Here is a 22,308-nt window from a genome sequence, read left to right as displayed (position 1 = left end):
AATCATTGCTCTATGCGCCAAGAAAGCTTCGACTTCCTGCAGAAATACCTCAACAACCCCTCTCCTACCGGCTTTGAAAAGGAAGGTCAGAAGTTGTGGCTGGACTACCTGAAACCGTACATCGACGAGTATTTCGTGGATACCTACGGCACGGTGGTGGGCGTAATCAATCCCGAGGCGGAGTACAAAGTGGTGATTGAGGCCCACGCCGACGAAATCAGCTACTTCGTGAACTTCATTACAGAGTCAGGCTTCCTGTACCTGCGTAAGAATGGCGGTTCCGACCCTTTGGTAGCCCCCAGCAAACGGGTGAACATCCACACCAAAAAGGGTATCGTGAAGGCCGTGTTTGGCTGGCCGGCCATTCACGTGCGCAAAGTGGAGCAGGATAAGGCTCCTACCATCGAAACTGTATTTCTGGACTGCGGCGCTTCTTCCAAGGAAGAAGTGGAGCAGATGGGCATCCACGTGGGTTCGGTGGTGACGTTTGAGGACGAATTCACCGTGCTCAACGACAAATTCTACGTGGGCCGGGCCTTGGATAACCGCATTGGCGGCTTCATGATTGCCGAAGTGGCCCGCATGCTGAAGGAGAACAAGAAGAAGCTGCCCTTCGGTCTGTACATCGTAAATGCCGTGCAGGAGGAAATCGGGCTGCGCGGGGCCGAGATGATTGCCCACCGCATCAAGCCCGACGTGGCCATTGTGACGGACGTGACGCATGATACTCAGTCGCCGATGTACGAGAAGAAAACCTCCGGCGACATTTTCTGCGGCAAAGGCCCCGTGATTACCTACGGCCCGGCCGTGCAAAACAACTTGCGCGAGCTAATCATCGAAACGGCTCAAGCACAAGAAATTCCCTTCCAGCGGGCCGCCGCCACCCGTGCCACTGGCACCGATACGGATGCATTTGCCTACTCCCATTCCGGCGTAGCTTCGGCCCTGATTTCGCTGCCCCTTAAATATATGCACACCACCGTGGAAACGGTGCACAAAGATGACGTGCAGAGTGTAATTCAACTCATCTACGAGACGTTATTGCGCATTGAGGACAAGCACGACTTCCGGTATTTCAACTAAGCAGCACGCGTAAATTACCTACCACACGTCATGCCGAGGGCAACCGAAGCATGACGTTCTTTTTTCCAGATGCAACCGCCCGTATCCATTCTTTCTGTTTCCGTGCTCGATCAGATGGGCCGGCAGGTACTGGTACCGCAGGTGGCGCAGCGTATCGTGTCATTGGTACCGTCGCAAACGGAGCTGCTTTTTGATTTGGGCGCTGGTCCGCAGGTAGTAGGCGTTACGAAATTCTGCATTCACCCAGCTGAGGCCCGAAAGTCAGCCGTTGTAATCGGAGGAACCAAGAACTTCGACTTCGCCAAGATTGATGCGCTTCAACCTGATCTTATCATCGGCAACAAGGAGGAGAATTACCAGGAAGGTATTGAGCAGCTGGCCGCGCACTACCCGGTTTGGATGAGCGACATTAATACCCTGGACGATGCGCTGCGCATGATCCGGGAGGTTGGGCAACTCACGCAACGTCCCGCTTCCGCCGAGGCGCTGGCCACCGGCATTGCGGCTTCCTTCGCCGCTCTAGCGCCGCTGCCTCAATTGATACCGGCAGCGTATTTCATCTGGCGCAAGCCTTACATGGTAGCGGCCGGGGGCACTTTTATTGATGATATGCTCAACCGGGCTGGCTTCCGCAATATATTCGGAGAGTTGAGCCGTTACCCGGAAATCACGCCGGAGCAGTTGCAGCAAGCTGCCCCGCAGCAGATTCTGCTTTCCTCCGAGCCTTATCCGTTCAACGAGAAACACGTGGCCGAATTTCAGGAGATGTGCCCTGCAGCTCGTATCCGCGTTGTTGATGGCGAGCTGTTCAGTTGGTACGGCAGCCGCCTCCGTCACTCGGCAGCGTATTTTCGCGAACTGCGGACTAGCTCATAACTCAAAACGACCATTTGCTCAAAGCGAATGGTCGTTTTGAGTTAGCGCATAACGGAATCTAAAATATTGGGGCCGGCGCAGGGTCAGTGGTGAAGCCAGCTTTTTCCAGTTCCCGCCAGAATTGAGGGTATGACTTCCGCACCACCCGCGGGTCTTCCACGGTAAGCGGGCCGCGCAGGGCCAGGGGCGCAAAGGCCATAGCCATGCGGTGGTCGTGGTAAGTTGCCACGGTTTGACCATCGACGTGGAAACCCTCTGAGCCGGCCCGGAATTGCCCGTTGCCTTCATCGGTGAGGAAACCGCCAAACTTGGCCAACTCTGTTTGTAAGGCCGCAATCCGGTCTGTTTCCTTAATGCGCAGGCTTTCCAAACCAGTCATCAGCACGGGAATCCCCAGCGCAGCAGCTACCACGGCTACCGTCTGGGCCAGGTCGGGGCAATCGGTAAAATCCTGACTGAATCCGGTGCCGACGGCCGTTTTGGTAAGGCGTATCTGCTCATCGGCCAGGAACTCAGTGTGCACGCCCAATTGGGCCATAATGCCCACAATGGCCTGGTCGCCCTGCCAGGAATGGCGGCGTAGCGTGGGCAGCGTGAGGTGCGAGCCTTCCGGGGCCAGGGCCACCACCGCGTACCAATAGCTAGCCGCCGACCAGTCGCCCTCCACTGTGTAGTTGGTGGGCGTATAGGCCTGGGGGCGTACTTCCAGCACCTCGCCCAGGTCGCGGCACTGCGCCCCGAAATGCTGCATCAAAGCCAGCGTCATCCGAATATAGGGCCGAGAGCCCACTTTGCCTTCCAGCCAGATGCGCAGGCCGTGGGGCAGTGTGGGCCCTACCATCAACAAGGCCGAAATGTACTGGCTGCTGATGTCGCCGCGCACCCGCAGCTCCGTGAAATCGGCTGCTTCTTCGGTGGCGGGTTGGGGCGTGCGGCCCAGCAGGCGCAGGGGCGGGTAACCCGGCTGTTCCAAGTACTCAATGCGGGCGCCCAACTCCTGCATGGCATCGGCCAGCACTTTAATAGGCCGCTCCTTCATGCGGGCCGTGCCCGTCAGGGTGGTTTGGCGGCCCGTCATGGCCAAGTAGGCCGTGAGGAAGCGCATTACCGTACCGGCATCTTCGGCGTTGAACTCTGCCGCAGCTGGGTCGAGCAGCAGGCGCTGCATGAGCTGGGTATCGTTGGCGTCGGAGAGGTTGTGTAGCTCGCCGCCGCCAGCCAGGGCCCGAATGATGAGGGCCCGGTTACTTTCACTTTTGGAGGCCGGCACCTGGGCCGTACCGCGCAAGGGCCCCGTGGGCCCGGTCAGAGTCAGGGAAGTGTTAATGGCAATCAATAAATTCAGGAAACGCCCGCAGCCGCTTCCAGTGGTACAACGTTAAATCAGGCGCAGCTACAGCCGGTGGTAGTAGCTCAACGACTCCGCAATTTCCTCCAGCGTAACGGGCTGGTCGTACACGCCGCGCCCAATTTCCTCCAGCAGCGTGCAGTTAATCACCGAGCCGGCATTTTTCTTGTCCTGCAGCGCAAATTCGGCAATTGCCTCGGTTTCCAGCCGCACAAACTGCACTTTCTCGTACACTGAGAACAGAAAAGTCTCGATTTGCTCCAGCTGCTCGGCCGCCAGCAGCCCTTTCTGGTGGCTTAGCCAAGCCTCGCACACCATACCAGCCGCCACCGCCTCACCATGCAGAATTTCGCGGCCGGGCTGCTGCAACAAGTAGCTTTCCAGCGCGTGGCCTACCGTGTGCCCAAAGTTCAGCAGCTTCCGCAACCCGCTTTCCAGGGGGTCCTGCGCTACAATACGCTGCTTCAGTGCCACCGATTCCCGGATAATGGGCGTCCAGTCGCTCACGCCCGCTACACCCACGTACCGGTTGAGCTGAAATGCGTCGGCGTCGGCTATCAGCCAATGCTTCACCACCTCCGCGTACCCCGATTTGAGCTGACGCGGGTCGAGGGTTTGGAGAAACTGCGGGTCGATGCACACAGCGGCTGGCTCCTGGAAAACACCCAGCTGGTTTTTAAACCCGATGAAGTCAACGCCGGTTTTGCCGCCCACGCTGGCATCCACTTGGGCCAGCAGCGTGGTAGGCACCTGCACAAACCGGATACCGCGCTTGTAGAGAGCGGCCGCAAAGCCGCCCAGGTCCGTTACCACACCACCGCCCAGGTTAAGCAGCAAGGCCTTCCGGTCGGCTTGGCGCTCCGTGAGCACGCGCCAAACCTGCTCACACGTAGCCAGTGTTTTGGCTTCTTCGCCAGCCGGAATTTCTATGAGGGTGAAGCCGGCGGGTAGGTGCGGCTCCAGCAACGGCAGGCACTGCCGGGCAGTATGCGCATCCACCAGCACAAAAACTGCACTGACGGCCGGCTGACGGGCTATTTCAGCTAAGCCGGCCAGTGCTTTTGAGCCTATAAACAACGTTTCGTTCAAAATTTTATCCCTTTTGTAAAAGTTTTCGATGAACGCTTGCAAGAAATCAGACAAAAATAGCTTGCTTTGATGCAACTATTGTACCCGTACTACGGTCATGAAAGCGCAACTTAATTTCTATTCTTTTACGAAGCCTTTAACGCGTAGTATATACGTGGCTGGATTAGTGACTATATCGGGCATTTTCAGCGCGTGCAGCAAAGATTCCATGCCCACTCTGGAGGAAGGTCTGGTAGGCCGCTGGGAATGGCAGCAAACCGGCTCCGACAAAAAATCATTGCTTACTCCTGATAACACCGGGCACCGCGTGGTGGTTGAGTTTGACCGGCGCGGCCGGGCCCGCTTCTACCAGGATGGCACCTTGATTAGTGCCGCCGCCTTTTCGGTGCGCCGCGAGATGGGGGGCTTTAATACGCCCTCCCGCCACCTGATTATTTACCGCGGGTACCAAAACAACCAATATTATTCGGTTATCGGCAACCGGCTGCAGCTGCAGGATACCAATGGCAAGCTGCTGGCGCATACCTACGTGCGCGTGGTGCCGGAGGTATCGGCGCAGTTGTCTTCGCACAAACCATACTAGCTGGCTTGCTCAGTAACTCGGCGCTAAACCAGAAAAGCAGCGGAATGAATCCGCTGCTTTTCTGGTTTTATCACCATTCATGTTGCTGCATTTGCTAGCCGAAACCCCACGATTAGCGGCTATCTTTGCCGGCGCAGCTGCCACCCCGTGTGCTGCCTAACCACCCAGTGTATGCCCGTGACCCAAGCCCCATCCGTTTCCTTCGACGATACGGCCGTTGCTTTTGCTTCTCGCTCCAATGGTGAGCTCCGCAAGATGTACGCCCTGTTTGCCGCTATGAATAATAATGCGCTGGTAAAAACCGGCGGCGGCTTGATGAAGACGGCACTGAAGTGGCATATTCCTGGCACCAAGTTTCTCATCAAGAAATCCATCTTTGAGCAGTTCTGCGGCGGCGAAACCATTCAGGAATGCCTGCCGGTTATTCAGGAACTGGGCCGCTACCGCATCGGCACCATCTTGGATTACTCTGTGGAAGGCGAGGGCGACGACAAAAGCTTTGACGCTACCACCACCGAAATTCTGGCCACTATTGAGCTGGCCAGCCGCTCGCAGCATATTCCATTCAGCGTGTTCAAAGTAACCGGTATCGGCGACGCGGGCATTCTGGAGAAAATTCAGGCTGGTGCCCCCCTGACGCAGAAGGAGCAAACCAGCTACGAGAAAACCCGCAAACGGGTGGATGCTATTTGCGCCCGGGCGCACCAGCACGGAGTGCGTGTGTTTGTGGATGCAGAGGAAAGCTGGTTTCAGGAAACCGTAGATCAGCTAACCTATGAGATGATGCAGCGCTACAACCAGGAAGCGCCCATCGTTTGGAATACGTACCAGCTGTACCGGCACGACCGGTTAACGGCCCTCGAAAAAGCCTACGCTGATGCCGTGGCCGGGGGCTACTACATCGGGGCTAAGCTGGTGCGCGGTGCTTACATGGAAAAAGAAGCCCGCGTAGCTGCCCAGCAGAGCCGCCCTACTCCCATCAACCCATCCAAAAACGCCACCGACGAGCTGTACAATGCGGCCCTGCGCTTCTGCGTGCAGCACCTCGACCGCATCAGCGTGTGCGCTGGTACTCACAATGAGGCCAGTTCCTTACTGCTCACGCAACTGATGCAGGAGTACGATATTCAGCCCGGCGACACCCGCGTGTGGTTTGCGCAGCTCTATGGTATGAGCGACAACCTCACCTATAATCTGGCCCACGCTGGCTACAATACTGCTAAGTATGTGCCCTATGGCCCGGTAGCCGCAGTAATGCCCTATCTGTTACGCCGGGCCGATGAAAACACTGCCATTGCTGGTCAAACCAGCCGTGAGTTTTTGCTGATTCAGAAGGAAATGAACCGCCGCAAGCTACAGAACTCGTAAGCCACCCAGCAGCACAACTTCCTGAACGGCACAGTTTTTGGCAAACCCCTGTCCGTTGCGCAAAGGCCCGCCTTTACGCAACGGACTTTTTTTTGTTACATTCCGCTTTCAACTCCTCCATCTTTCCCGCCCATGACTGGCCGAGTACGCAGCCATTTAATCCGTTTTTCCCGCACTCAGGTAGGCACCACCAGCTATCTGAACTTGGTTCAGGAAGCCGAGCTTGGCTTTAACCTAGATATTTCTCACGAGAAGGCCCGCTTGAACGAAATCCTTGCTGAAATTTCTGAGCAGGAGTACGCCGCCGGCCGGCCCGTTCTCAGTTGCCTAGTAAAGGTGGAAGGCTCCAAAGGCCAGGGCGACTCTTTTTATAAGCTGTGCGAGCGGCTTGGAATGGGTGAGTGGCGGACCCTGAAGCAGCAGGAAGATTTCCTGAAAAACATGCGCCGGGAGTGCCGGGCCTTCTGGCAGAATGATGAGAATTTCGAAAAATTTGCTTAAGCGAAAAATGGGCTAATGGGGTCAGAAATGGGCTTATTGCGTGAATAAATAGGAAATCATAGATAGTGTAAGCGTAACCTCATGTAGCAGGCTGCGTTAAGCTACCTCGAAACCCTGCGGCGGAATCCTTTCCACTTCCCTCCGCTGGCGTCTCTCTCCTATTCATTCATAAATCCCCCACCCCATGAACACCAACGATTCGATTAACCCCGCTAACTCAGGTACTGGTTCAGGCGCTAACTATGGTACTGGCTCGGCCGGTACTGGTTACGGCACAGGTGCTAACACTACTTCGAGTGGCAATATGGGCAACTCGTCCACTAGCAATTCGTCGGTACCTTCCTCGTCTGATTCAAACCCCCACCATGACTATAGCGCCACCCAGAAAGGTGCTGATGTAGCAGGTTCGGTAGGAGCCGCCGTAGGTGCTGGTATTGATGCAACCCAAAATGCTGCTGGCGACGCCGCCCGCGCAGTAACCGGCTCCGACCGCACGTACGGCTCAGGCAGCAACTACACCACCGGCTCCTTCCGTGACCGTGCTAGCGCTGAGCGTGCCTACGAGTCACTGTCGTCGCGTGGCTACTCGAAAGACGACGTGAACCTGCTGATGTCGGACGACACCCGCAAGCGCCACTTTGGCGAGAACACCCCCGACACTGACCTCGGCGACAAAGCCATGGAAGGTGCTGGCGTAGGCTCGGCCATCGGTGGTACTGCCGGTGCAGTAATTGGTGCCATTGCCGCCATCGGTACTTCTGTAGCTCTGCCGGGCCTAGGCTTGGTAATTGCTGGTCCAATTGCTGCTGCTCTGGCTGGTGCCGGTGCTGGTGGCCTCACGGGTGGCTTGGTAGGCGCTCTGGTAGGCTCGGGCATTCCCGAAGAGCACGCCACTGAGTACGAAACCGACGTGAAAAACGGCAACATTGTAATGGGTGTGCGTCCTCGCAACGAAGAAGATGCCCGTTACTTTGAAGAAGAGTTCCGCCGGAGCAGCGGCGACAAAGTACGCCGCTACTAAGCACACGCTCAAGTAGTTCTGAAAAGGCCTTTCCCACTGCGGGAAAGGCCTTTTTTTGTCGTAGCTGATAAACAGGCTCACAGAGTATTCATTTTTGGGCGCTTATTTGCTGAACCACTATATTCACGGAATTACAGCGGACAGCGCTGTGCAACCTCAGGACTGTTTTTTGCCCCTTTGCGTAGTAAACAGGAACAGCAACGCATCTAGGGCACTTATTACATTGATGGCAGCGTTGAGTAATACAACCGGCCGCTAATGCCGTTCGTACCCCAATTGTGGGCTACCACTTGTTCCGGAATTTTCCTCATTTCACCCCCTCGTTCATGTCCTCCCCCCGACTCAAAATAGGCCTATATGCCTCGGTGTTGCTGGCGGTGTTTGTGCTGGCTTCTTACAAGCTATACCGGCGCAACGACGGCAGCAACCCTCAGAAGGATGAGGTCCTCATCAAAGCCATGCTGCAGGGCCTTAGTGCTGCGCACTACCAGCCCGAGCGTATTGATGACGCCTTCTCCAAACGTGTGTTTGACCTGTATCTGAAGCGCCTGGACGGTAGCAAGAAGTTTCTGCTGCAATCCGACGTGGCCGCCCTGTCGCAATATCAGAAGGATATTGACGACGAGGTGCAACGTGGCACGCACGAGTTCTTAGATAAGAGCACTCAGATTATGAATCAGCGGGTGAAAGACGTGCAGGGCCTGTACCGCGAAATTCTGGCGCAGCCTTTCGATTTTACTACCGACGAAAACTTCGAAACCGAGCCCGATAAGGCAACCTACGCTGCTAACCCGGCCGCTCAGCGAGAAGAGTGGCGTAAGTTTCTGAAGTACCAGACGCTGGTGCGTGTGTCAGAAATGATGGATGAGCAGTCCAAGAAAAAGGATAAGCCGCTGGCTTCTACCACGGCTACCGCTTCGGCCGTTACTACGTCTGAACCCACCCGCACTCCGGCCCAAATGGAAGCCGAAGCTCGTAAGCGCGTACTGAAGTATTTCGACGATTACTTCAAAGATCTGTCGCAGACAGACGCCAATGACCGGCTGGCTTCCTACGCCAACGTCATTGCCAACACGTACGACCCCCACACCGAATACTTTGCTCCCCGCGACAAAGACAACTTCGACATTGCCATGACTGGACGTTTCGAAGGTATTGGAGCCACGCTGCAGGAGAAAGACGGCCAGATTAAAGTAGCTGATATCGTGCCCGGCTCGGCTTCGTACCGCCAGGGTGAGTTGAAAGCTGGCGACGCCATCATTCGGGTAGCGCAGGGCTCAGAAGAACCCGTATCGGTGGAAGGCTGGCGCTTGGATAAGGCAATCGGACTGATTCGCGGCAAAAAAGGCACCGAAGTACGCTTAACCGTGCGTAAGCCCGACAACAGCACCAAAGTAATTCCGATTATCCGCGACGTGGTGGTAATTGAGGAAACCTACGCACAGTCGGCCACCATCAACGAAAATGGCAAGAAGCTGGGCTACATCAAGCTGCCTAATTTCTACGCCGACTTTAACGACAACGGCGGCCGTAGCTCGGCTGCTGATGTGAAGAAGGAATTGGAGAAGCTGAAGCAGGAGAATGTACAAGGTGTAGTTCTCGACCTGCGCTTTAACGGCGGTGGCTCCCTGCAGGACGCCGTGGAAATGGCCGGCCTGTTCATCGACAGCGGCCCGGTAGTGCAGGTGCGTGGCGGCCAAGGCTCGGCCACCATCCTCAACGACCGTGACCCCCGCGTGCAATACAGTGGCCCACTGGTGGTACTGGTAAACAAGTACAGCGCCTCGGCTTCCGAAATCCTGGCCGCGGCTATTCAGGATTACAAGCGTGGCGTGATTATGGGCTCGGCCAGCACCTACGGCAAAGGCACAGTGCAGCGCATTTTCGACCTCGACGACGCTATGCCGGCTGAGTTCAACAGCATCAAGCCGTTTGGCTCGCTGAAGTTGACTACGCAGAAGTTCTACCGTATCAATGGTGGGTCCACGCAGTTTAAAGGCGTGATTCCGGATATCGTTCTGCCCGACGCGTATAGCTACCTCGACCAGGGTGAAAAGGAAACGGACTACCCCTTGAAGTGGGATGAAATTACGCCCGCCAAATACCGGGTATGGAGCAATGCTCCGGCCATTGACAAACTGCGGCAATCCAGCACGGCCCGCGTTAACGCCAGCCCCAGCTTCAAGCAGCTCTCGGACATGGTGCAGCGTATGGTGAAGCGCAAGGACGATACCAAGGTGTCGCTGAAGCTGGCTAATTACCGCGCTGAGCAAGTGCAGGCTAAAACCGAGTCTGATAAGTACGAGGCCATTCAGAATGCAGCTCAACCGATGGCCATTGCTCCCCTAGCCTTCGACCTGCGCCAGCTGGGTGCCGATACTATCAAGGTTAACCGAGCTTCTCGCTTTGTAAAGCCTCTGAAGAAGGACATCACGCTCCGCGAAGCTGTTGCAGTGCTGAAAGACCAGATTTAAGCCTCAGCCTTCTTCGTTTGCAAAAGGCCCCTAGAAATCATTCTGGGGGCCTTTTTGCGTTTACGCACCTGCTGCAAGCATAAGGTCATTACTTAGTTATTAACTCACTGCTAATTGTGGCGTTGTCGAGCACCTATGCAATTTAGTGCATCTTGGGCTCTATCTTATTCGTTAGTAAATAGACTGAAAAATACTTTTCTCTTCACCTTAAATTACACCATCACAAATAACTGACATACAATGCTTTACTTGTACTAATATCATGACAATATTTTTAGCAAATAAGAACCTATTTCTTAGTATCTTGGTTGAGTAAATATGACAACGAAAGACATGGAAACGCCCATCATCCCGCTGATTACCGACGAGCAGAAGCAAGCCGACGAAACTTGGCGCAAATCGATTCCGGCGCAAGTGTTTCTGAATTACTTCTTTGCTATCAACTACCACATCGAGCAGGCCGACGACGCAATGGGCGGCCTGCAGCACTTGCCCTATTTCCGAGCCCATCAGCCCGAGCTGGTAGAAGAAGATGTGCAAGCCTTGACCAAGCTACTGCACGCTTGCTGGAGCACTGAGTATGCGTTGCGGGCCACTGCCGAGCTTGGTGACGAGGACTACCTGCGTAACGCCCTGCACTGGACGTTCCCGCAGGCTTACCACACTATCATGGCCGGTCTGCAGGCTTTCCTGTACACCACAGGCGTACGCAGCAACAACCCTTCCTTGATTCGCCGGGAAGTGGGCCGCTTAGTGGTGCGCAACGCCTATCCCCGGCCGATATCCTTCTACGCTGCTGGCGCTTACGGCGACTTCAGCATTCACCGGTTGCCACTGGCTGGCTATAAGGCCGGGCTGCACATTGCCGGTAAGGAGATTGACGCGCAGGCTCAGATTGGCCAGTTCCTGCGGACTACCCGCAAGATAAAAGCCCAGGCTACTCGCCAGCAGGTGCAAGCAAACCCTAACACGGCTATCCGCAGCCAGAAAACCGGTAAGGTGCTCGACAAGTGGACCGCCGCGCACTGGCAGCAGATTACCTGGCGCTTGGGCTACACTACTATTTTCGACCTGCTGGGCCGCCTGCGCATTTCGCAGACCAGCCGCGAGATTGAGCGCTTTGTGGAGGCGGACATCGACTTCCAACTGTTCCACCACTCTTTGCTCGATATTGTGAGCTACCTCAACGGTATCCACGAAACCTACGTGGCCAAGGCAATGGGGCTGGAGCGGTACCAGCAACTGGTGGCCGAGCTGCCTAAGCACCTGCAGAGCTCGTTTGTGGAGCAACGCCTGCGCACCCGCATTGAGCCCGTACTGCGCGATGAAGCTCCTACGCTGCAGATGGCCGCATAAGCTGCCACCTCTCTGCGGCTTCCGTTCTGATTCTTTTACCTCCCAACTCCATATACACGTAAGCGCTGGCCCCTTGGGCCGGCGCTTTTTGCTTTTTGCGGGGCTTTGGTGCCAACTAACTAAGTATTTGTTGGTTTATGCGAATAAGTGTGTAAGCCGCGCTATTTTTGCGGCTTGATTTTACTGGCCCCTGGCCCCGTTTTACACCCCGTACCATGCAGCACCTCAGCGAACAGGAGATTATTCGTCGGAATAAACTGGAAGAGCTACAGAAGCTGGGCATTGAGCCCTACCCTTCCGAGCTATTCGACGTGAACTTCTACGCCCAGGAAATCCACGACAACTATCATCCCGAGCTGAATAACTTTCAGGAGGTGAGCCTGGCCGGCCGCATCATGTCGGTGCGGGTGATGGGCAAGGCTTCGTTTGCGGAGCTGATGGACGCGTCGGGGCGCATTCAGCTTTACATCAACCGGGACGAAATCTGCCCCGGCGAGGACAAGACGCTTTATAACACCGTGTTCAAGAAACTGGTGGACCTCGGCGACTTTGTGGGCATTAAAGGCCACGTGTTCAAAACGCAGGTAGGCGAAACCTCCGTGCACGTAACCGGCTTCACGCTGCTGAGCAAGAGCCTGCGCCCGTTGCCCGTGGTGAAGAAGCGCATTGACGAAGCCACCGGCGAGGAAGTGGTGTACGATGGCCTCACTGACCCCGAAATGCGCTACCGCCAGCGCTACGTGGATTTGGTGGTGAACCCCCACGTACGCGACGCTTTTGTGAAACGTACGCAACTGGTGCAAGCTATGCGCAACTACCTCAACGATAAAGGCTACCTGGAGGTGGAAACGCCTATTCTGCAGCCTTTGTACGGTGGCGCGGCGGCCCGCCCCTTCAAAACGCACCACAACACGCTGGACATGACGCTGTACCTGCGCATTGCCAACGAGCTGTACCTGAAGCGCCTCATCGTGGGCGGGTTCGACGGGGTGTATGAATTCTCGAAGGACTTCCGCAACGAGGGCATGAGCCGGTTCCACAACCCCGAGTTCACCCAAATGGAGCTGTACGTAGCCTACAAGGACTACTACTGGATGATGGACCTGGTAGAAGAAATGGTGGAACGCGTAGCGCTGGCCCTGCATGGTAAAACCGAAGTGCAGGTAGGCGAAAATCTTATCAACTTCCAGCGCCCCTGGAAACGCTTCACCATGGCCGAAGCCATTCAGCACTACACCGGCTTCAACATTGACGGGAAGAGTGAAGATGAGCTGCGCGCCGCTGCTAAAGACCTGAAAGTGGGCCTCGACCCGAGCATGGGCAAGGCCAAAATCATTGACGAAATCTTCGGGGAGCACGTGGAGCCGAAACTCATTCAGCCTACGTTCATTACCGATTATCCGGTGGAGATGTCGCCGCTGGCCAAGAAGCATCGCTCAAAGCCGGGCTTGGTGGAGCGTTTTGAAGCCATTTGCAACGGCAAGGAAATCTGCAACGCCTTCTCGGAGTTGAATGACCCCATCGACCAGCGGGCCCGATTTGAGGAACAGTTGGAGCTGGGTAAGCGCGGCGACACCGAAGCCATGGTACTCGATGAGGACTTCCTGCGCGCGTTGGAATACGGCATGCCCCCTACGGCGGGCCTGGGCATCGGCATCGACCGCCTGTCGATGATTATGACCAATTCCAACTCCATCCAGGATGTGTTGTTCTTCCCACAGATGAAGCCGGAGTACACTAAATCCGAAAATGCGCCTAAGCCGGAAGCCAACGCGTAACTTTCGGTAGCTACCAAAATCAGAAAGCCTCCTGCCAATAAACGCAGGAGGCTTTCTTTTGTAACTGACTAATTATTTCAGCTGAACAGAGGATTTCTGCAGAAGCTTGCGATGGGCAAGTACGATTTTACTAGTGGATCTTGTTAACCATTCTCCGCTAGAAGCTCTACTGCCGGCAATTTTACAACAGATGCTCGCTCAACATCTTGTAAGTCGGTTATGTGTTCTTTAACGCCAGCTGTAGGCAAAGGTTACGGAAGCGTTACATTAATTTTTCTAGGCTCCGGATTGAGGTAAAAACAAGAAAGCCTCCCGTCAAAAAAAGGACGAGAGGCTTTCCGAATACACAATCGGCTTACCATTCTGAGCAGGGTGTACAGGAGAAGCGTGCGATGGACAGCGTATGATTTTACAGCCGGGTTGTTTGACCAGTTCCCGGCAGAAGCTCTACGGTCGGCAATTTTACTCTTGTAACATCTCCACTCTTCTTTTCAAGCAGATTGTATAGTCTTTAACGGCCGTGAAGCTGAAGGGTTATGCCACCGTTAGATTTTTTTAGCTCCGGTAGCCGGGATGATGGCGCGAGTCGCCGCCCATACCATCGTAGTCGGAATCAGCTTCGTCCGTACGGCCGGCCTCCGAAGTTTGAGGGCCTGCTGGCCCGTTCATGGAACGGAGCAGGTCGTCGGCGGCAGAGCGGTCGGCTACGTGTTGCTCCGAATCGGCGGGGGCTTGTCCTTTCAGGGCATCAAGCCGGTTTTTGCCTTCCTGCAGCAGTTTGTTCAGGTCGCCACCAAAGCGGGATGCTGATTTTTTCAGGTTGGCCCGGGCTTCTTCGCCGGTTTCGGGTGCCAGCAGCAAGCCCGCCACAATACCAGCTGTGGCACCAGCCAGCAACGAGAAAATTACTTTGCCTTTTGTGTCTTGCATAACCAATGTGGTATTAGAGGTGGAAGTAACCGGTGTAGTACTGACTGTAAACGAGCGGCAGCACGTGGTAGTTAAAAAAGCCCCGACCCTGCTATCAGGACCGGGGCTTTTTTGGAATACTGTACGGCCTACAGGTCGTTCAGCATTTTTACTACTTCATGCTTGGCTTTACCCAGCTTGTTTTGCAGGCGACCTACCAGTTCATCGCCTTTACCTTCAGCGTAGTCGAGGTCTTCGTCGGTGAGCTGCGCGTATTGCTGTTTCAGCTTGCCTTTTGCTTCATCCCAGCTGCCTTTCAGCTTCAGCTTGGAGCCAGCACCAGTGATGCCCAAGTCTTCCAGCTTTTCGATGTAGCCTTTGAATTTCGAGTCGAGGTCTTCGCCGTATTTCGACAGCTGCTCGCCCAGCTGGCCGCTGTATTTGGTGGCAGCCGAGCCAATTTTTTCGCGGGTAGCTTTGCCTTTATCGGGAGCCATCAGCAGACCGGCAATGATACCAGCACCGGCACCAGCCAGCGCAGCGAGGAGAATTTTACCGGAGTTGTCTTCTTCGTGGTACGACATGATTCTTGGGGAGAGAATGGATGAAAAAATTAGGTTCGGAGGAACAACCGGCTTTATTGCTGAGTAGCGGCCGGTTATGGGCAGCTATACGCGGCAGAACGGCCGGGGTTTTATCGGTTAGTAAAATTAGCGCAGCAAAATATTCTATTTTCCTATCCTCGTTTACCGCTTACTACTTGTTCCCGTACAGTATCGGCAGATTTGGCCTACTTGCCTGTTCTTCATTCAACACGTTTCGCCTTATGTTTCGCTTAGTTGCCTCCTTCGTTGCGCTGACTGCTGTGGTAGCCTGTCAGCGGGAAACTCCACCTACCACCGACTGCATCGACCCAAGCAAAATTCGGAAGGACGCCATGTGCACGATGGAATACGCTCCCGTGTGCGGCTGCAACAACCAAACGTACAGCAACGCCTGCCAGGCCAGCAACGCCGGCGTGAAAACGTACACCCAAGGAGCCTGCCCCGGTACCAGCCAGCAGTAGGCTGCTCGTATTGTAGTTGAAAACTCTGCGACCAGCAAGCTACTTTGCGGCCTCTTTTTGATCCTTTTATGCCAGAAAAACGCTATTTCCGCCAGCAAAGCCCCTTTGTGGTGCCCACCACCGACGGCAAACTTATTGAGGAACACATTGGCCTGGCCAGCACCGGCACTGGCCAATACAGCGTGGCGCACATGGTGGCTCCGCCCCAGTGGAGCGAGCCGCACCAGCGCCCCGAGTTTGACGAGGTAACCATTGTAGTACGCGGCCGCAAGCGGTTCGAAATTGACGGTGACGTGGTGGAGCTGGGAGCCGGCGAATCGTTGCTGATCAAGGCCGGAGCGCGGGTGCGCTACTCCAACCCCTTCGATGCCGAATGCGAGTACTGGTCGGTGTGCGTACCGGCCTTTAGCCCAGCTACCGTACATCGGGAAGAGTAGTTCTGCAGTTGCTTTCATTAGTAAGGCCGGCCACCACGCCTTGGTTTACTGAGGCGTGGTGGCCGGTTCTTTTTGGCAGTGCCGTTACTTCATGCCTAGCCAGCGACGCAGCTCAGGAGTGCGGTGCGAGCTGGAGGTAAGGCTTACCGGCTGGCCTTTGAGGTGCACGACCAGCGTATCATTGAAATAGGGTTCCAGCCGCTCAATGGCACTCAGTTGCACCAACTCAGTGCGGTTGAGGCGGAAGAACTGAGCCGGGTCGAGCTGGGCTTCTAGCTGGCTGAGGGTTTCGCTGAGCACGTAGGCCCGGCCCTGGGCATCCACGGCGTGCGTAACGCCGTTGCGCAGCTGGAAGTAGGCCAGGTCGGCCACATCGAGCAGGTACAGGCCCTGCCGGGTTTTGCTCACGAGGCGCTGCTTATAGATGGGGGCCGACGCGGCCTGGCCCAGCGTGGCGGCCAACTGCTGCAGCGCTGCGCCCTGAAACGACTGCCGCAGCCGCTCAAACTTTTGCATGGCGGCGGCAAACTGCGCGTACTGTACCGGTTTGAGCACGTAGGCAATGCCGTTTTGTTCAAAGGCTTGCACCAGAAATGAGTCATAGGCCGTCACGAAGATGACCGGGCTGCTCACCGCCACCTGCTGAAACAGCTGAAACACGTTGCCGTCCAGCAGCTCAATGTCTGACAAGATCAAATCGGGGGCGGGGTGCTGACGCAGGAAATCCGCCGCCTCGCTCACCTGCTGACACTCGCCCACAATAGTAGCCGCCGGCGCGTACTGCAGCGCAAAGCGCCGCAGTTGGTCGAGAGCAGGCTCTTCGTCTTCAATTAATAACAGGCGGAGCATGGGATAGGGAGAGAGCAACTATGCGGATTGGGTAATAAGACTGGGTAAAGCCTGCTGCAGAAGAAGACTTTTTAAAGTAGCTCGTCATGCTTCGTCTCGCTCTGCATGAGGGTCTACCGCTGGCACTTATTCTATTCCGCAACTGAGGCGCGGCGGACTAGCGGGAGCGTGACGCTGAATTGCTCGGGGGTGTCGTCGATGCGGACGGGGGTATCGTGGAGCAGGGCCAGGCGGGCGCGTAGGCCAGCCAGGCCGCTGCCCTCGCCGGGGGCCGGCACGGGCCGGGGCTGGCGGGCGTGGCTCACCTGCAGGGAATCGGCCGTGAGGGTGAGGCGCACGCGCAGCGGCCGGGCGCGGCTGCCCAGGTTGTGTTTAAGGGCATTGGTGAGCAGCTCCTGCCCCACCCCGGGCGGCACCAGCAGGTGCTGCAGCTCGGCGGTGGGTACCTGCATGTCTTCCTCAAACACGTAGGCCGCCCCGAAGCGCCGCTGCAGCAGAAACTGGTAGTCGCGCAGAAACGCCAGCTCCTCGGCCACGGGCACGGCATCCTGCTGGCGGGTGCGCACCAGGTAGCGGTACAGGCTAGCCAGGTGCACCACGTAGTCGTGGGCGGCGGTGTTGGCGGGCTCAATGAGGGCGGCCAGGATGTTGAGGTTGTTGAACAGGAAGTGCGGGTCCACGTGCTGCTGCAGGGCCTGTAGGCGGGCCTGGGTGGCTTCCTTCTCCAGCCGCTCCACCTCTACCCGCACCTGGGCGGCGTGCTGCTGGTACAGAAACGGCAGGTACACGCTGCCCACCAGCAGGTACAGAAACGCATCCGACGACAGACTGCGCACCACCGGGTACCAGCCCGCGTAGTTGCCGTGCCCGATGTGGGTGAGCTCCAGCACCGCCGTGAGCAGCTGCGTGAGGCCCACGAACAGCAACGCCCCCCGCCACAGCAGCCCGAAAAAGTATGATGCTTGTCCCGAAGCCCGCCCCCGGCGCACGGCCCGGGCGTGCAGCCGGTCCAGCAGCCCCACAATCAGCAACGCCTGCAGAAACAGCCAGAACGGCGCATCCGGGAACAAGTAAAAGTCCGCCGCCGTTGGGGCCATCGTCAGGCGGGTGTACAGCGCCAGCAGCAACGCCAACCCAAACAGAAACAGGTAAAACCAGAGCCTTTTGCGCATGCAGAACAGGTTTGAGTAGCAAGCTACGAGAGTTGCGGGTAGCAAAACATAGCCCGTCATGCTGAGCCCCGCGAAGCATCTCTACCGCAATGCTAACTTCTTTGAGTAGCTCCGGTAGAGATGCTTCGGCAGGCTCAGCATGACGGGCTCTATCAGCAAATGCCCTACAGCTGGCCGGCCATTTTCACTTCTTTGCCGGCTTCATCAAGGAAGCGAAGCACGGGCTGGTTGTTTTTATCGACGCCGATGGTGAGGCGGGTGCGGCCCTGGCTGTCCTTGAAGTCGAGGGTTGATTGGTCGGTGTTGGCCACCAGCATTACGCGGGTGGCCCCGCGCTGGTCGGCCATAATCATGGCGGAGGAGCGGCCGGCGGTGGTGCCCACGTACAGGCGGCGCATCAGGCCCAGCTTGCCTTCCTGCACGGCTTTCTGCTTTTCCTCGGCCGTGGCGTTCTGGTACTTCTCCTCCAAGGCCGTCATGGATTCGTCGGGAGCGTCGTTGAAGGAGAGGCCGGCCTTGTAGCCACCACCCTGCTCCTGGTAGTTCAGGGCAATTACCTGATCCTGCCCGAATCGGTCAAACGAAAGGTGGCCACCGGCCGAGGGCTTGCCGTCGGGGCCCTTCTCGCCCCCGAAAATCAGGCCGCCGCATTCCTCGCCCTTGTCGTTGTAGAACAGCATGCCGGGATGGTCGCGCTTATAGTCGATGTGCTTGCCGTCGATGGTCACGCCCTGCGGAAACCGCTCCTTGTTGCTCATGATCATCTTCACGGTGCCGTCACGCTCCACTAGGTTCAGGCGCTCTACCGATATTTCCTTGAAGTGCACCGATTTGTCGGGCTTACCGAAAGCGCAGAGCAGTGCCACCAGCGGCACTACGGTAGCGCCCAGGGCGTAGGCTTTCAAGAATTTTACGTCGCGGGCAAGTTGGTTGGTGTCCATAGCAACAGTGAGGTTAAGGGGGTGATTGATGACCTAAAACTGCTGCCTGGCCGGCCCGAATGCAGGTGATTTCGCACGAGTGCCGGAAAAATCACCTGAATGCCGGAAACCGGGGCGCGAGCGGACTTGGTGCCGGTGCAGCTTCGGATGGGTTTTCCTATCTTTCTCCACCACCTTTTCTACTTAGCCGCATGGACCAGCGCATTATCAACCTCTTCGACGAATACACCCACGCACCCTTATCACGCAAAGAGTTTCTGGACCGGCTGGTGAAGCTGGCGGGCGGTACGGCCCTGGCCGCTGCCGCGCTGGCCGTGCTGGAACCCGGCTACGCCCAGGCCGCCACGGTATCGGTAGCCGATGACAAGCTGGTGGAAGAAACCGTGAGCTGGTCCGGCGCGGCGGGCGTAGAAATGAAAGGCTATTTGGTGCACCCACAGGGCAAGAAGAAGCGCGGGGCCGTGGTGGTGATTCACGAAAACCGGGGCCTCACCCCTCACATCAAAGACGTAACCCGGCGCGTGGCCCAGGCTGGCTACCTGGCCCTGGGCGTGGATGCCCTGTCGGTATTCGGCGGCACGCCGGCTAACGAGGACGAGGGCCGCACGCTCATCGGCAAGCTGGATAAGCAGCAGAACTTGGAGAATTACTTGGCCGCCCTGCGCTACCTGCGTGCCCGCCCCGACTGCAACGGCCGCACCGGCTGCGTAGGCTTCTGCTGGGGCGGGGCTATGGCCAACAGCCTCGCCACCCACGATGCCCAGCTAAATGCCGCCGTGGCTTATTACGGCACCCAGCCGCCCGCTGCCGAAGCCGCCAACATCAAAGCCCACCTGCTGCTGCACTACGCTGGCCTCGATGAGCGGGTAAATGCCGGCAAAGATGCCTGGGAAGCGGCCCTGAAAGCGGCCGGCGTGAAGTATGAGCAGTACGTGTACGAGGGCGTCAACCATGCCTTCAACAACGACTCCTCCCCCGCCCGCTACAACGCCGAAGCCGCCCAGCTGGCCTGGAGCCGCACGCTGAAACTGTTTAAGGAACAGTTAGGGTAATGGCGGCCGAGTTGATTGGCATAGGTTATTGGCGGGACCTACTGGAGCCTCAACTTCCCGATGTGGCTTGCTTTGTAGATGACAGCTGGCCCGAGACGGAACGCCAGACTGCCCTGCAGTATCTGTGGCAGGGTCGGCCGCTGCACTATTGGATGGGTATGCAGCGTTGCCTGCTAGGTTGCGGCAAGTACCTGCACACAACTGGCTACACTGATGGCACTTATTACTGGCCTGAAAGCCTACTTCATTATGTAGCTGTTCATGCCGTACGGCTGCCGGATGCGTTTGTGCAATATGTACATCAGCAATCAGAGTTTCCAGCCGATGCCGCCGCAATAGTAGATGAAGTAACCCAAGCCAATTACTCCTGGTGGAAAACTCAGGCAGGCTGGTACTCCGAGTCGTCTTCGCTTCAGCACTTGGGCCAGCAGGAAATTCGGGACTTTTTGCGCCGCTACGACCGGCAGCACATTGACTATTCAGGCCTAACCTCACCAACTGACATAGCCGCGCTTGAGCGCATGGTGACTGAGTTACGACAGTTGGCTAACTTATAAAGCCATATGAGTATGATAAATGCGGATACCTACCAAAAAGATTTGGCAGATATCCGTATTTTTTACGTGTGGCGTAGCCGTTGCTTGGTGAGCTACAGTCTATTTGCAGCAAGTATGGGCTCAGGATTCACGTTGTGCGGTAGGTGTATAATCCTGCCCGGATGATAGGACTTGATGGCGTTGAGCAGCTTGGATTTACCGAAAAAGCCCACCATACTTGGATGCTTTCGGAAGCCGATCAAGCTCCGAAACTGGCCGATTAGACTCGGCTGTACCCGCTGCTCTTTCGTTCCACCAAATTCCCACACAACCAATGAAACACCAGTTTACCTCCCTTCTGGGAGCCGCGGCTCTGTGCCTGCTTGGCTCCTTCACCGCCCAAGCCCAAACCTACCAGCAGGTCTGGGCCGATGAGTTCAACGGCAGCATCAGCTCCAGCTGGGTATTTGAAACCGGCGGCGGCGGCTGGGGCAACAACGAGAAGCAGTACTACCAGCGCGCTAACGCCACCGTCACCAGCACCGAGCTGCAGATTACGGCCCGTAAACAAAGCGTAGGTGGCATGCCCTACACCTCGGCCCGCATGAAAACGCAGGGCCTCAAGGAATTCAAATACGGCAAGGTGGAGGCCCGCATCAAGATGCCGCTGGGCCAGGGCCTGTGGCCGGCGTTCTGGATGCTCGGTGCCAACATCAACACGGTAAGCTGGCCGGCCTGCGGCGAAATTGATGTGATGGAGCACATTAACTCCGAGAATAAGGTATACGGCACTGTGCACTGGGACAGCAACGGCCACGCTGAGTACGGCGGCAACATCATCACCTCGCCCGAGGCATACCACGTGTATTCCATCGAGTGGGAGCCGACCTACATCCGCTGGTTTGTGGATGGCACCAAGTACCACGAAATCAACATTACCAACGGCACGGGCGGCACTGAGGAGTTTCAGCGGCCTTTCTTCCTGCTGCTGAACCTGGCCGTAGCCGGCAACTGGCCCGGCCAGACGGTGGACGAGGGCAAGCTGCCCGCTACCATGTCGGTGGATTACGTGCGGGTGTACCAGAAAACCACTGCTTCCTCAGCTGTTACCCTGCAGGCCGAAAGCTACAGCAGCATGAACGGCGTGCAGGTAGAGGGCTGCTCCGATACGGGCGGGGGCCAGAACGTGGCCTACATTGACCAGGGCGACTGGATGGCTTACAACAACGTGAACTTCCCGGTATCCGGCAATTACCTCATCGAGTACCGCGTGGCCAGCCCCTCGGGCGGCACCCTGTCGTCGGATTTGAATGCTGGCTCCATCCAGCTGGGCAACACGGCCATTCCGGCCACGGGCGGCTGGCAGAACTGGACCACAGTATCGAAAACCGTATACATCAACGCCGGCACGTACAACTTCGGGGTGTTTGCCCAAACCAGCGGCTGGAACCTGAACTGGATTCGGATTTCCCAAGCCGGCAGCGCCCGGACTGCCAATACCTCAACCGTTACGGCTACCACGCCCGCCAAAACGGGTGCCTTCGATGTGGCTGTATACCCCAACCCTCAGTCGACTGGCTCCGCCCTCACCATTGAGCTACAAAACGCCGACCTCACCCAGCCCACTACCGTGCAGGTGCTGGATGTAAGTGGCAAGCAAGTATGGCAGCACACGGCCTTCGGTAGCGCCGTGAAAGTGGACCGTAACCTGCCCAGCGGCGTGTACCTGATTCAGGCCACCAACGCTACCAGCAAAATCACAAAGCAGTTGCTAGTGCAGTAGCTAGTAGTAAAATGGAGAAGGGTGAAGTTGTGAAGTTGAGGTCATTGCGAGGCCGGAGGCCGAAGCAATCCTTCCTATTTTGAGCG

General features: G+C 56.7%; 21 protein-coding genes. 14 read left to right on the top strand and 7 right to left on the bottom strand.

Going from position 1 to position 22,308, the window contains the following annotated elements:
- Nucleotides 1-12: 12 nt before the first annotated feature.
- Nucleotides 13-1,083, top strand: a complete 1,071-nt coding sequence (locus LF252_RS00445; RefSeq protein ID WP_226266063.1) for a M42 family metallopeptidase — start codon at nucleotides 13-15, stop codon at nucleotides 1,081-1,083.
- 69 nt (nucleotides 1,084-1,152) lie between these two features.
- Entirely contained in the window at nucleotides 1,153-1,959 is an 807-nt protein-coding gene (locus tag LF252_RS00440) for an ABC transporter substrate-binding protein (RefSeq protein WP_226266061.1), read from the top strand.
- 58 nt (nucleotides 1,960-2,017) lie between these two features.
- Here LF252_RS00440 and LF252_RS00435 read toward each other — a convergent pair whose 3' ends face one another.
- Nucleotides 2,018-3,295, bottom strand: coding sequence for a 3-phosphoshikimate 1-carboxyvinyltransferase (locus LF252_RS00435; protein ID WP_262904823.1), 1,278 nt, complete (start codon nucleotides 3,293-3,295; stop codon nucleotides 2,018-2,020).
- A 57-nt stretch (nucleotides 3,296-3,352) separates the two neighbouring features.
- Entirely contained in the window at nucleotides 3,353-4,384 is a 1,032-nt protein-coding gene (aroB, locus tag LF252_RS00430; protein WP_226268695.1) for a 3-dehydroquinate synthase, read from the bottom strand.
- Between the two features lie 220 nt (nucleotides 4,385-4,604).
- On the opposite strand from aroB, the gene LF252_RS00425 reads away from it, so the two are divergent.
- From LF252_RS00425 to lysS, 7 genes are all read left to right on the top strand, one after another.
- Nucleotides 4,605-4,979 carry a hypothetical protein gene (locus LF252_RS00425; RefSeq protein ID WP_226266059.1) on the top strand — a complete coding sequence of 125 codons (375 nt, stop codon included), beginning with the start codon at nucleotides 4,605-4,607 and terminating at the stop codon, nucleotides 4,977-4,979.
- A gap of 171 nt (nucleotides 4,980-5,150) precedes the next feature.
- The gene (locus LF252_RS00420) at nucleotides 5,151-6,347 is read left to right on the top strand and encodes a proline dehydrogenase family protein (protein ID WP_226266057.1); all 1,197 of its coding nucleotides are present in this window, start codon (nucleotides 5,151-5,153) and stop codon (nucleotides 6,345-6,347) included.
- 132 nt (nucleotides 6,348-6,479) lie between these two features.
- Nucleotides 6,480-6,848: a hypothetical protein gene (locus LF252_RS00415; protein ID WP_226266055.1), complete on the top strand. Its 369-nt coding sequence runs from the start codon at nucleotides 6,480-6,482 to the stop codon at nucleotides 6,846-6,848.
- 184 nt (nucleotides 6,849-7,032) lie between these two features.
- Nucleotides 7,033-7,869, top strand: a complete 837-nt coding sequence (locus LF252_RS23100) for a hypothetical protein (protein ID WP_394370393.1) — start codon at nucleotides 7,033-7,035, stop codon at nucleotides 7,867-7,869.
- A 326-nt stretch (nucleotides 7,870-8,195) separates the two neighbouring features.
- Nucleotides 8,196-10,343, top strand: a complete 2,148-nt coding sequence (locus LF252_RS00405; protein ID WP_226266053.1) for a carboxy terminal-processing peptidase — start codon at nucleotides 8,196-8,198, stop codon at nucleotides 10,341-10,343.
- A 318-nt stretch (nucleotides 10,344-10,661) separates the two neighbouring features.
- Entirely contained in the window at nucleotides 10,662-11,699 is a 1,038-nt protein-coding gene (locus LF252_RS00400) for a hypothetical protein (protein WP_226266052.1), read from the top strand.
- 215 nt (nucleotides 11,700-11,914) lie between these two features.
- A complete protein-coding gene (lysS, locus tag LF252_RS00395; protein ID WP_226266050.1) occupies nucleotides 11,915-13,477 on the top strand; it encodes a lysine--tRNA ligase in 1,563 nt (520 codons plus the stop codon).
- Nucleotides 13,478-14,032: 555 nt separating this feature from the next.
- On the opposite strand, the gene LF252_RS00390 is transcribed toward lysS, so the two are convergent.
- Nucleotides 14,033-14,407 (bottom strand): YtxH domain-containing protein, encoded by a 375-nt coding sequence (locus tag LF252_RS00390; RefSeq protein ID WP_226266048.1) that lies wholly within the window; start codon nucleotides 14,405-14,407, stop codon nucleotides 14,033-14,035.
- A gap of 128 nt (nucleotides 14,408-14,535) precedes the next feature.
- On the bottom strand, nucleotides 14,536-14,970 hold the full coding sequence (locus LF252_RS22940) for a CsbD family protein (RefSeq protein WP_317197830.1): 435 nt from the start codon (nucleotides 14,968-14,970) through the stop codon (nucleotides 14,536-14,538).
- Between the two features lie 242 nt (nucleotides 14,971-15,212).
- Here LF252_RS22940 and LF252_RS00375 point away from each other — a divergent pair, with 242 nt between their 5' ends.
- The gene (locus tag LF252_RS00375) at nucleotides 15,213-15,452 is read left to right on the top strand and encodes a Kazal-type serine protease inhibitor family protein (protein ID WP_226266046.1); all 240 of its coding nucleotides are present in this window, start codon (nucleotides 15,213-15,215) and stop codon (nucleotides 15,450-15,452) included.
- Between the two features lie 68 nt (nucleotides 15,453-15,520).
- Nucleotides 15,521-15,889 carry a cupin domain-containing protein gene (locus tag LF252_RS00370; protein WP_226266044.1) on the top strand — a complete coding sequence of 123 codons (369 nt, stop codon included), beginning with the start codon at nucleotides 15,521-15,523 and terminating at the stop codon, nucleotides 15,887-15,889.
- An 84-nt stretch (nucleotides 15,890-15,973) separates the two neighbouring features.
- Here the strand turns inward: LF252_RS00370 and LF252_RS00365 are convergent, their stop codons facing one another.
- The 3 genes from LF252_RS00365 to LF252_RS00355 form a co-directional block, all read right to left on the bottom strand.
- Nucleotides 15,974-16,738, bottom strand: coding sequence for a LytR/AlgR family response regulator transcription factor (locus LF252_RS00365; RefSeq protein WP_226266042.1), 765 nt, complete (start codon nucleotides 16,736-16,738; stop codon nucleotides 15,974-15,976).
- A 131-nt stretch (nucleotides 16,739-16,869) separates the two neighbouring features.
- Nucleotides 16,870-17,910, bottom strand: a complete 1,041-nt coding sequence (locus tag LF252_RS00360) for a sensor histidine kinase (RefSeq protein WP_226266040.1) — start codon at nucleotides 17,908-17,910, stop codon at nucleotides 16,870-16,872.
- Between the two features lie 164 nt (nucleotides 17,911-18,074).
- Complete coding sequence (locus LF252_RS00355; protein WP_226266028.1) at nucleotides 18,075-18,851, bottom strand: hypothetical protein; 777 nt, start codon at nucleotides 18,849-18,851, stop codon at nucleotides 18,075-18,077.
- 191 nt (nucleotides 18,852-19,042) lie between these two features.
- Between LF252_RS00355 and LF252_RS00350 the strand changes: the two genes are divergently transcribed.
- The 3 genes from LF252_RS00350 to LF252_RS00340 all read left to right on the top strand — a co-directional run bounded on the left by LF252_RS00350 (nucleotide 19,043) and on the right by LF252_RS00340 (nucleotide 22,222).
- Entirely contained in the window at nucleotides 19,043-19,903 is an 861-nt protein-coding gene (locus LF252_RS00350) for a dienelactone hydrolase family protein (protein WP_226266026.1), read from the top strand.
- 62 nt (nucleotides 19,904-19,965) lie between these two features.
- Entirely contained in the window at nucleotides 19,966-20,460 is a 495-nt protein-coding gene (locus tag LF252_RS00345) for a hypothetical protein (protein ID WP_226266024.1), read from the top strand.
- Nucleotides 20,461-20,773: 313 nt separating this feature from the next.
- Nucleotides 20,774-22,222, top strand: coding sequence for a carbohydrate-binding protein (locus LF252_RS00340; RefSeq protein WP_226266022.1), 1,449 nt, complete (start codon nucleotides 20,774-20,776; stop codon nucleotides 22,220-22,222).
- Nucleotides 22,223-22,308: the final 86 nt, after the last annotated feature.

It is taken from the genome of Hymenobacter pini, from assembly GCF_020421205.1.
Taxonomy (GTDB): Bacteria; Bacteroidota; Bacteroidia; order Cytophagales; family Hymenobacteraceae; genus Hymenobacter; species Hymenobacter pini.
The sequence above is the reverse complement of the archived record's forward strand: the minus strand, read 5'-3'. Positions and strand labels throughout refer to the sequence as shown.

Excerpts from the sequence above, each read along its gene's own strand:
- LF252_RS00445 (WP_226266063.1), top strand. The coding sequence starts at position 13 with ATGCGCCAAGAAAGCTTCGACTTCCTGCAGAAATACCTCAACAACCCC.
- LF252_RS00440 (WP_226266061.1), top strand. The coding sequence starts at position 1,153 with ATGCAACCGCCCGTATCCATTCTTTCTGTTTCCGTGCTCGATCAGATG.
- LF252_RS00425 (WP_226266059.1), top strand. The coding sequence starts at position 4,605 with ATGCCCACTCTGGAGGAAGGTCTGGTAGGCCGCTGGGAATGGCAGCAA.
- LF252_RS00420 (WP_226266057.1), top strand. The coding sequence starts at position 5,151 with ATGCCCGTGACCCAAGCCCCATCCGTTTCCTTCGACGATACGGCCGTT.
- LF252_RS00415 (WP_226266055.1), top strand. The coding sequence starts at position 6,480 with ATGACTGGCCGAGTACGCAGCCATTTAATCCGTTTTTCCCGCACTCAG.
- LF252_RS23100 (WP_394370393.1), top strand. The coding sequence starts at position 7,033 with ATGAACACCAACGATTCGATTAACCCCGCTAACTCAGGTACTGGTTCA.
- LF252_RS00405 (WP_226266053.1), top strand. The coding sequence starts at position 8,196 with ATGTCCTCCCCCCGACTCAAAATAGGCCTATATGCCTCGGTGTTGCTG.
- LF252_RS00400 (WP_226266052.1), top strand. The coding sequence starts at position 10,662 with ATGACAACGAAAGACATGGAAACGCCCATCATCCCGCTGATTACCGAC.
- lysS (WP_226266050.1), top strand. The coding sequence starts at position 11,915 with ATGCAGCACCTCAGCGAACAGGAGATTATTCGTCGGAATAAACTGGAA.
- LF252_RS00390 (WP_226266048.1), bottom strand. The coding sequence starts at position 14,407 with ATGCAAGACACAAAAGGCAAAGTAATTTTCTCGTTGCTGGCTGGTGCC.
- LF252_RS22940 (WP_317197830.1), bottom strand. The coding sequence starts at position 14,970 with ATGTCGTACCACGAAGAAGACAACTCCGGTAAAATTCTCCTCGCTGCG.
- LF252_RS00375 (WP_226266046.1), top strand. The coding sequence starts at position 15,213 with ATGTTTCGCTTAGTTGCCTCCTTCGTTGCGCTGACTGCTGTGGTAGCC.
- LF252_RS00370 (WP_226266044.1), top strand. The coding sequence starts at position 15,521 with ATGCCAGAAAAACGCTATTTCCGCCAGCAAAGCCCCTTTGTGGTGCCC.
- LF252_RS00365 (WP_226266042.1), bottom strand. The coding sequence starts at position 16,738 with ATGCTCCGCCTGTTATTAATTGAAGACGAAGAGCCTGCTCTCGACCAA.
- LF252_RS00360 (WP_226266040.1), bottom strand. The coding sequence starts at position 17,910 with ATGCGCAAAAGGCTCTGGTTTTACCTGTTTCTGTTTGGGTTGGCGTTG.
- LF252_RS00355 (WP_226266028.1), bottom strand. The coding sequence starts at position 18,851 with ATGGACACCAACCAACTTGCCCGCGACGTAAAATTCTTGAAAGCCTAC.
- LF252_RS00350 (WP_226266026.1), top strand. The coding sequence starts at position 19,043 with ATGGACCAGCGCATTATCAACCTCTTCGACGAATACACCCACGCACCC.
- LF252_RS00340 (WP_226266022.1), top strand. The coding sequence starts at position 20,774 with ATGAAACACCAGTTTACCTCCCTTCTGGGAGCCGCGGCTCTGTGCCTG.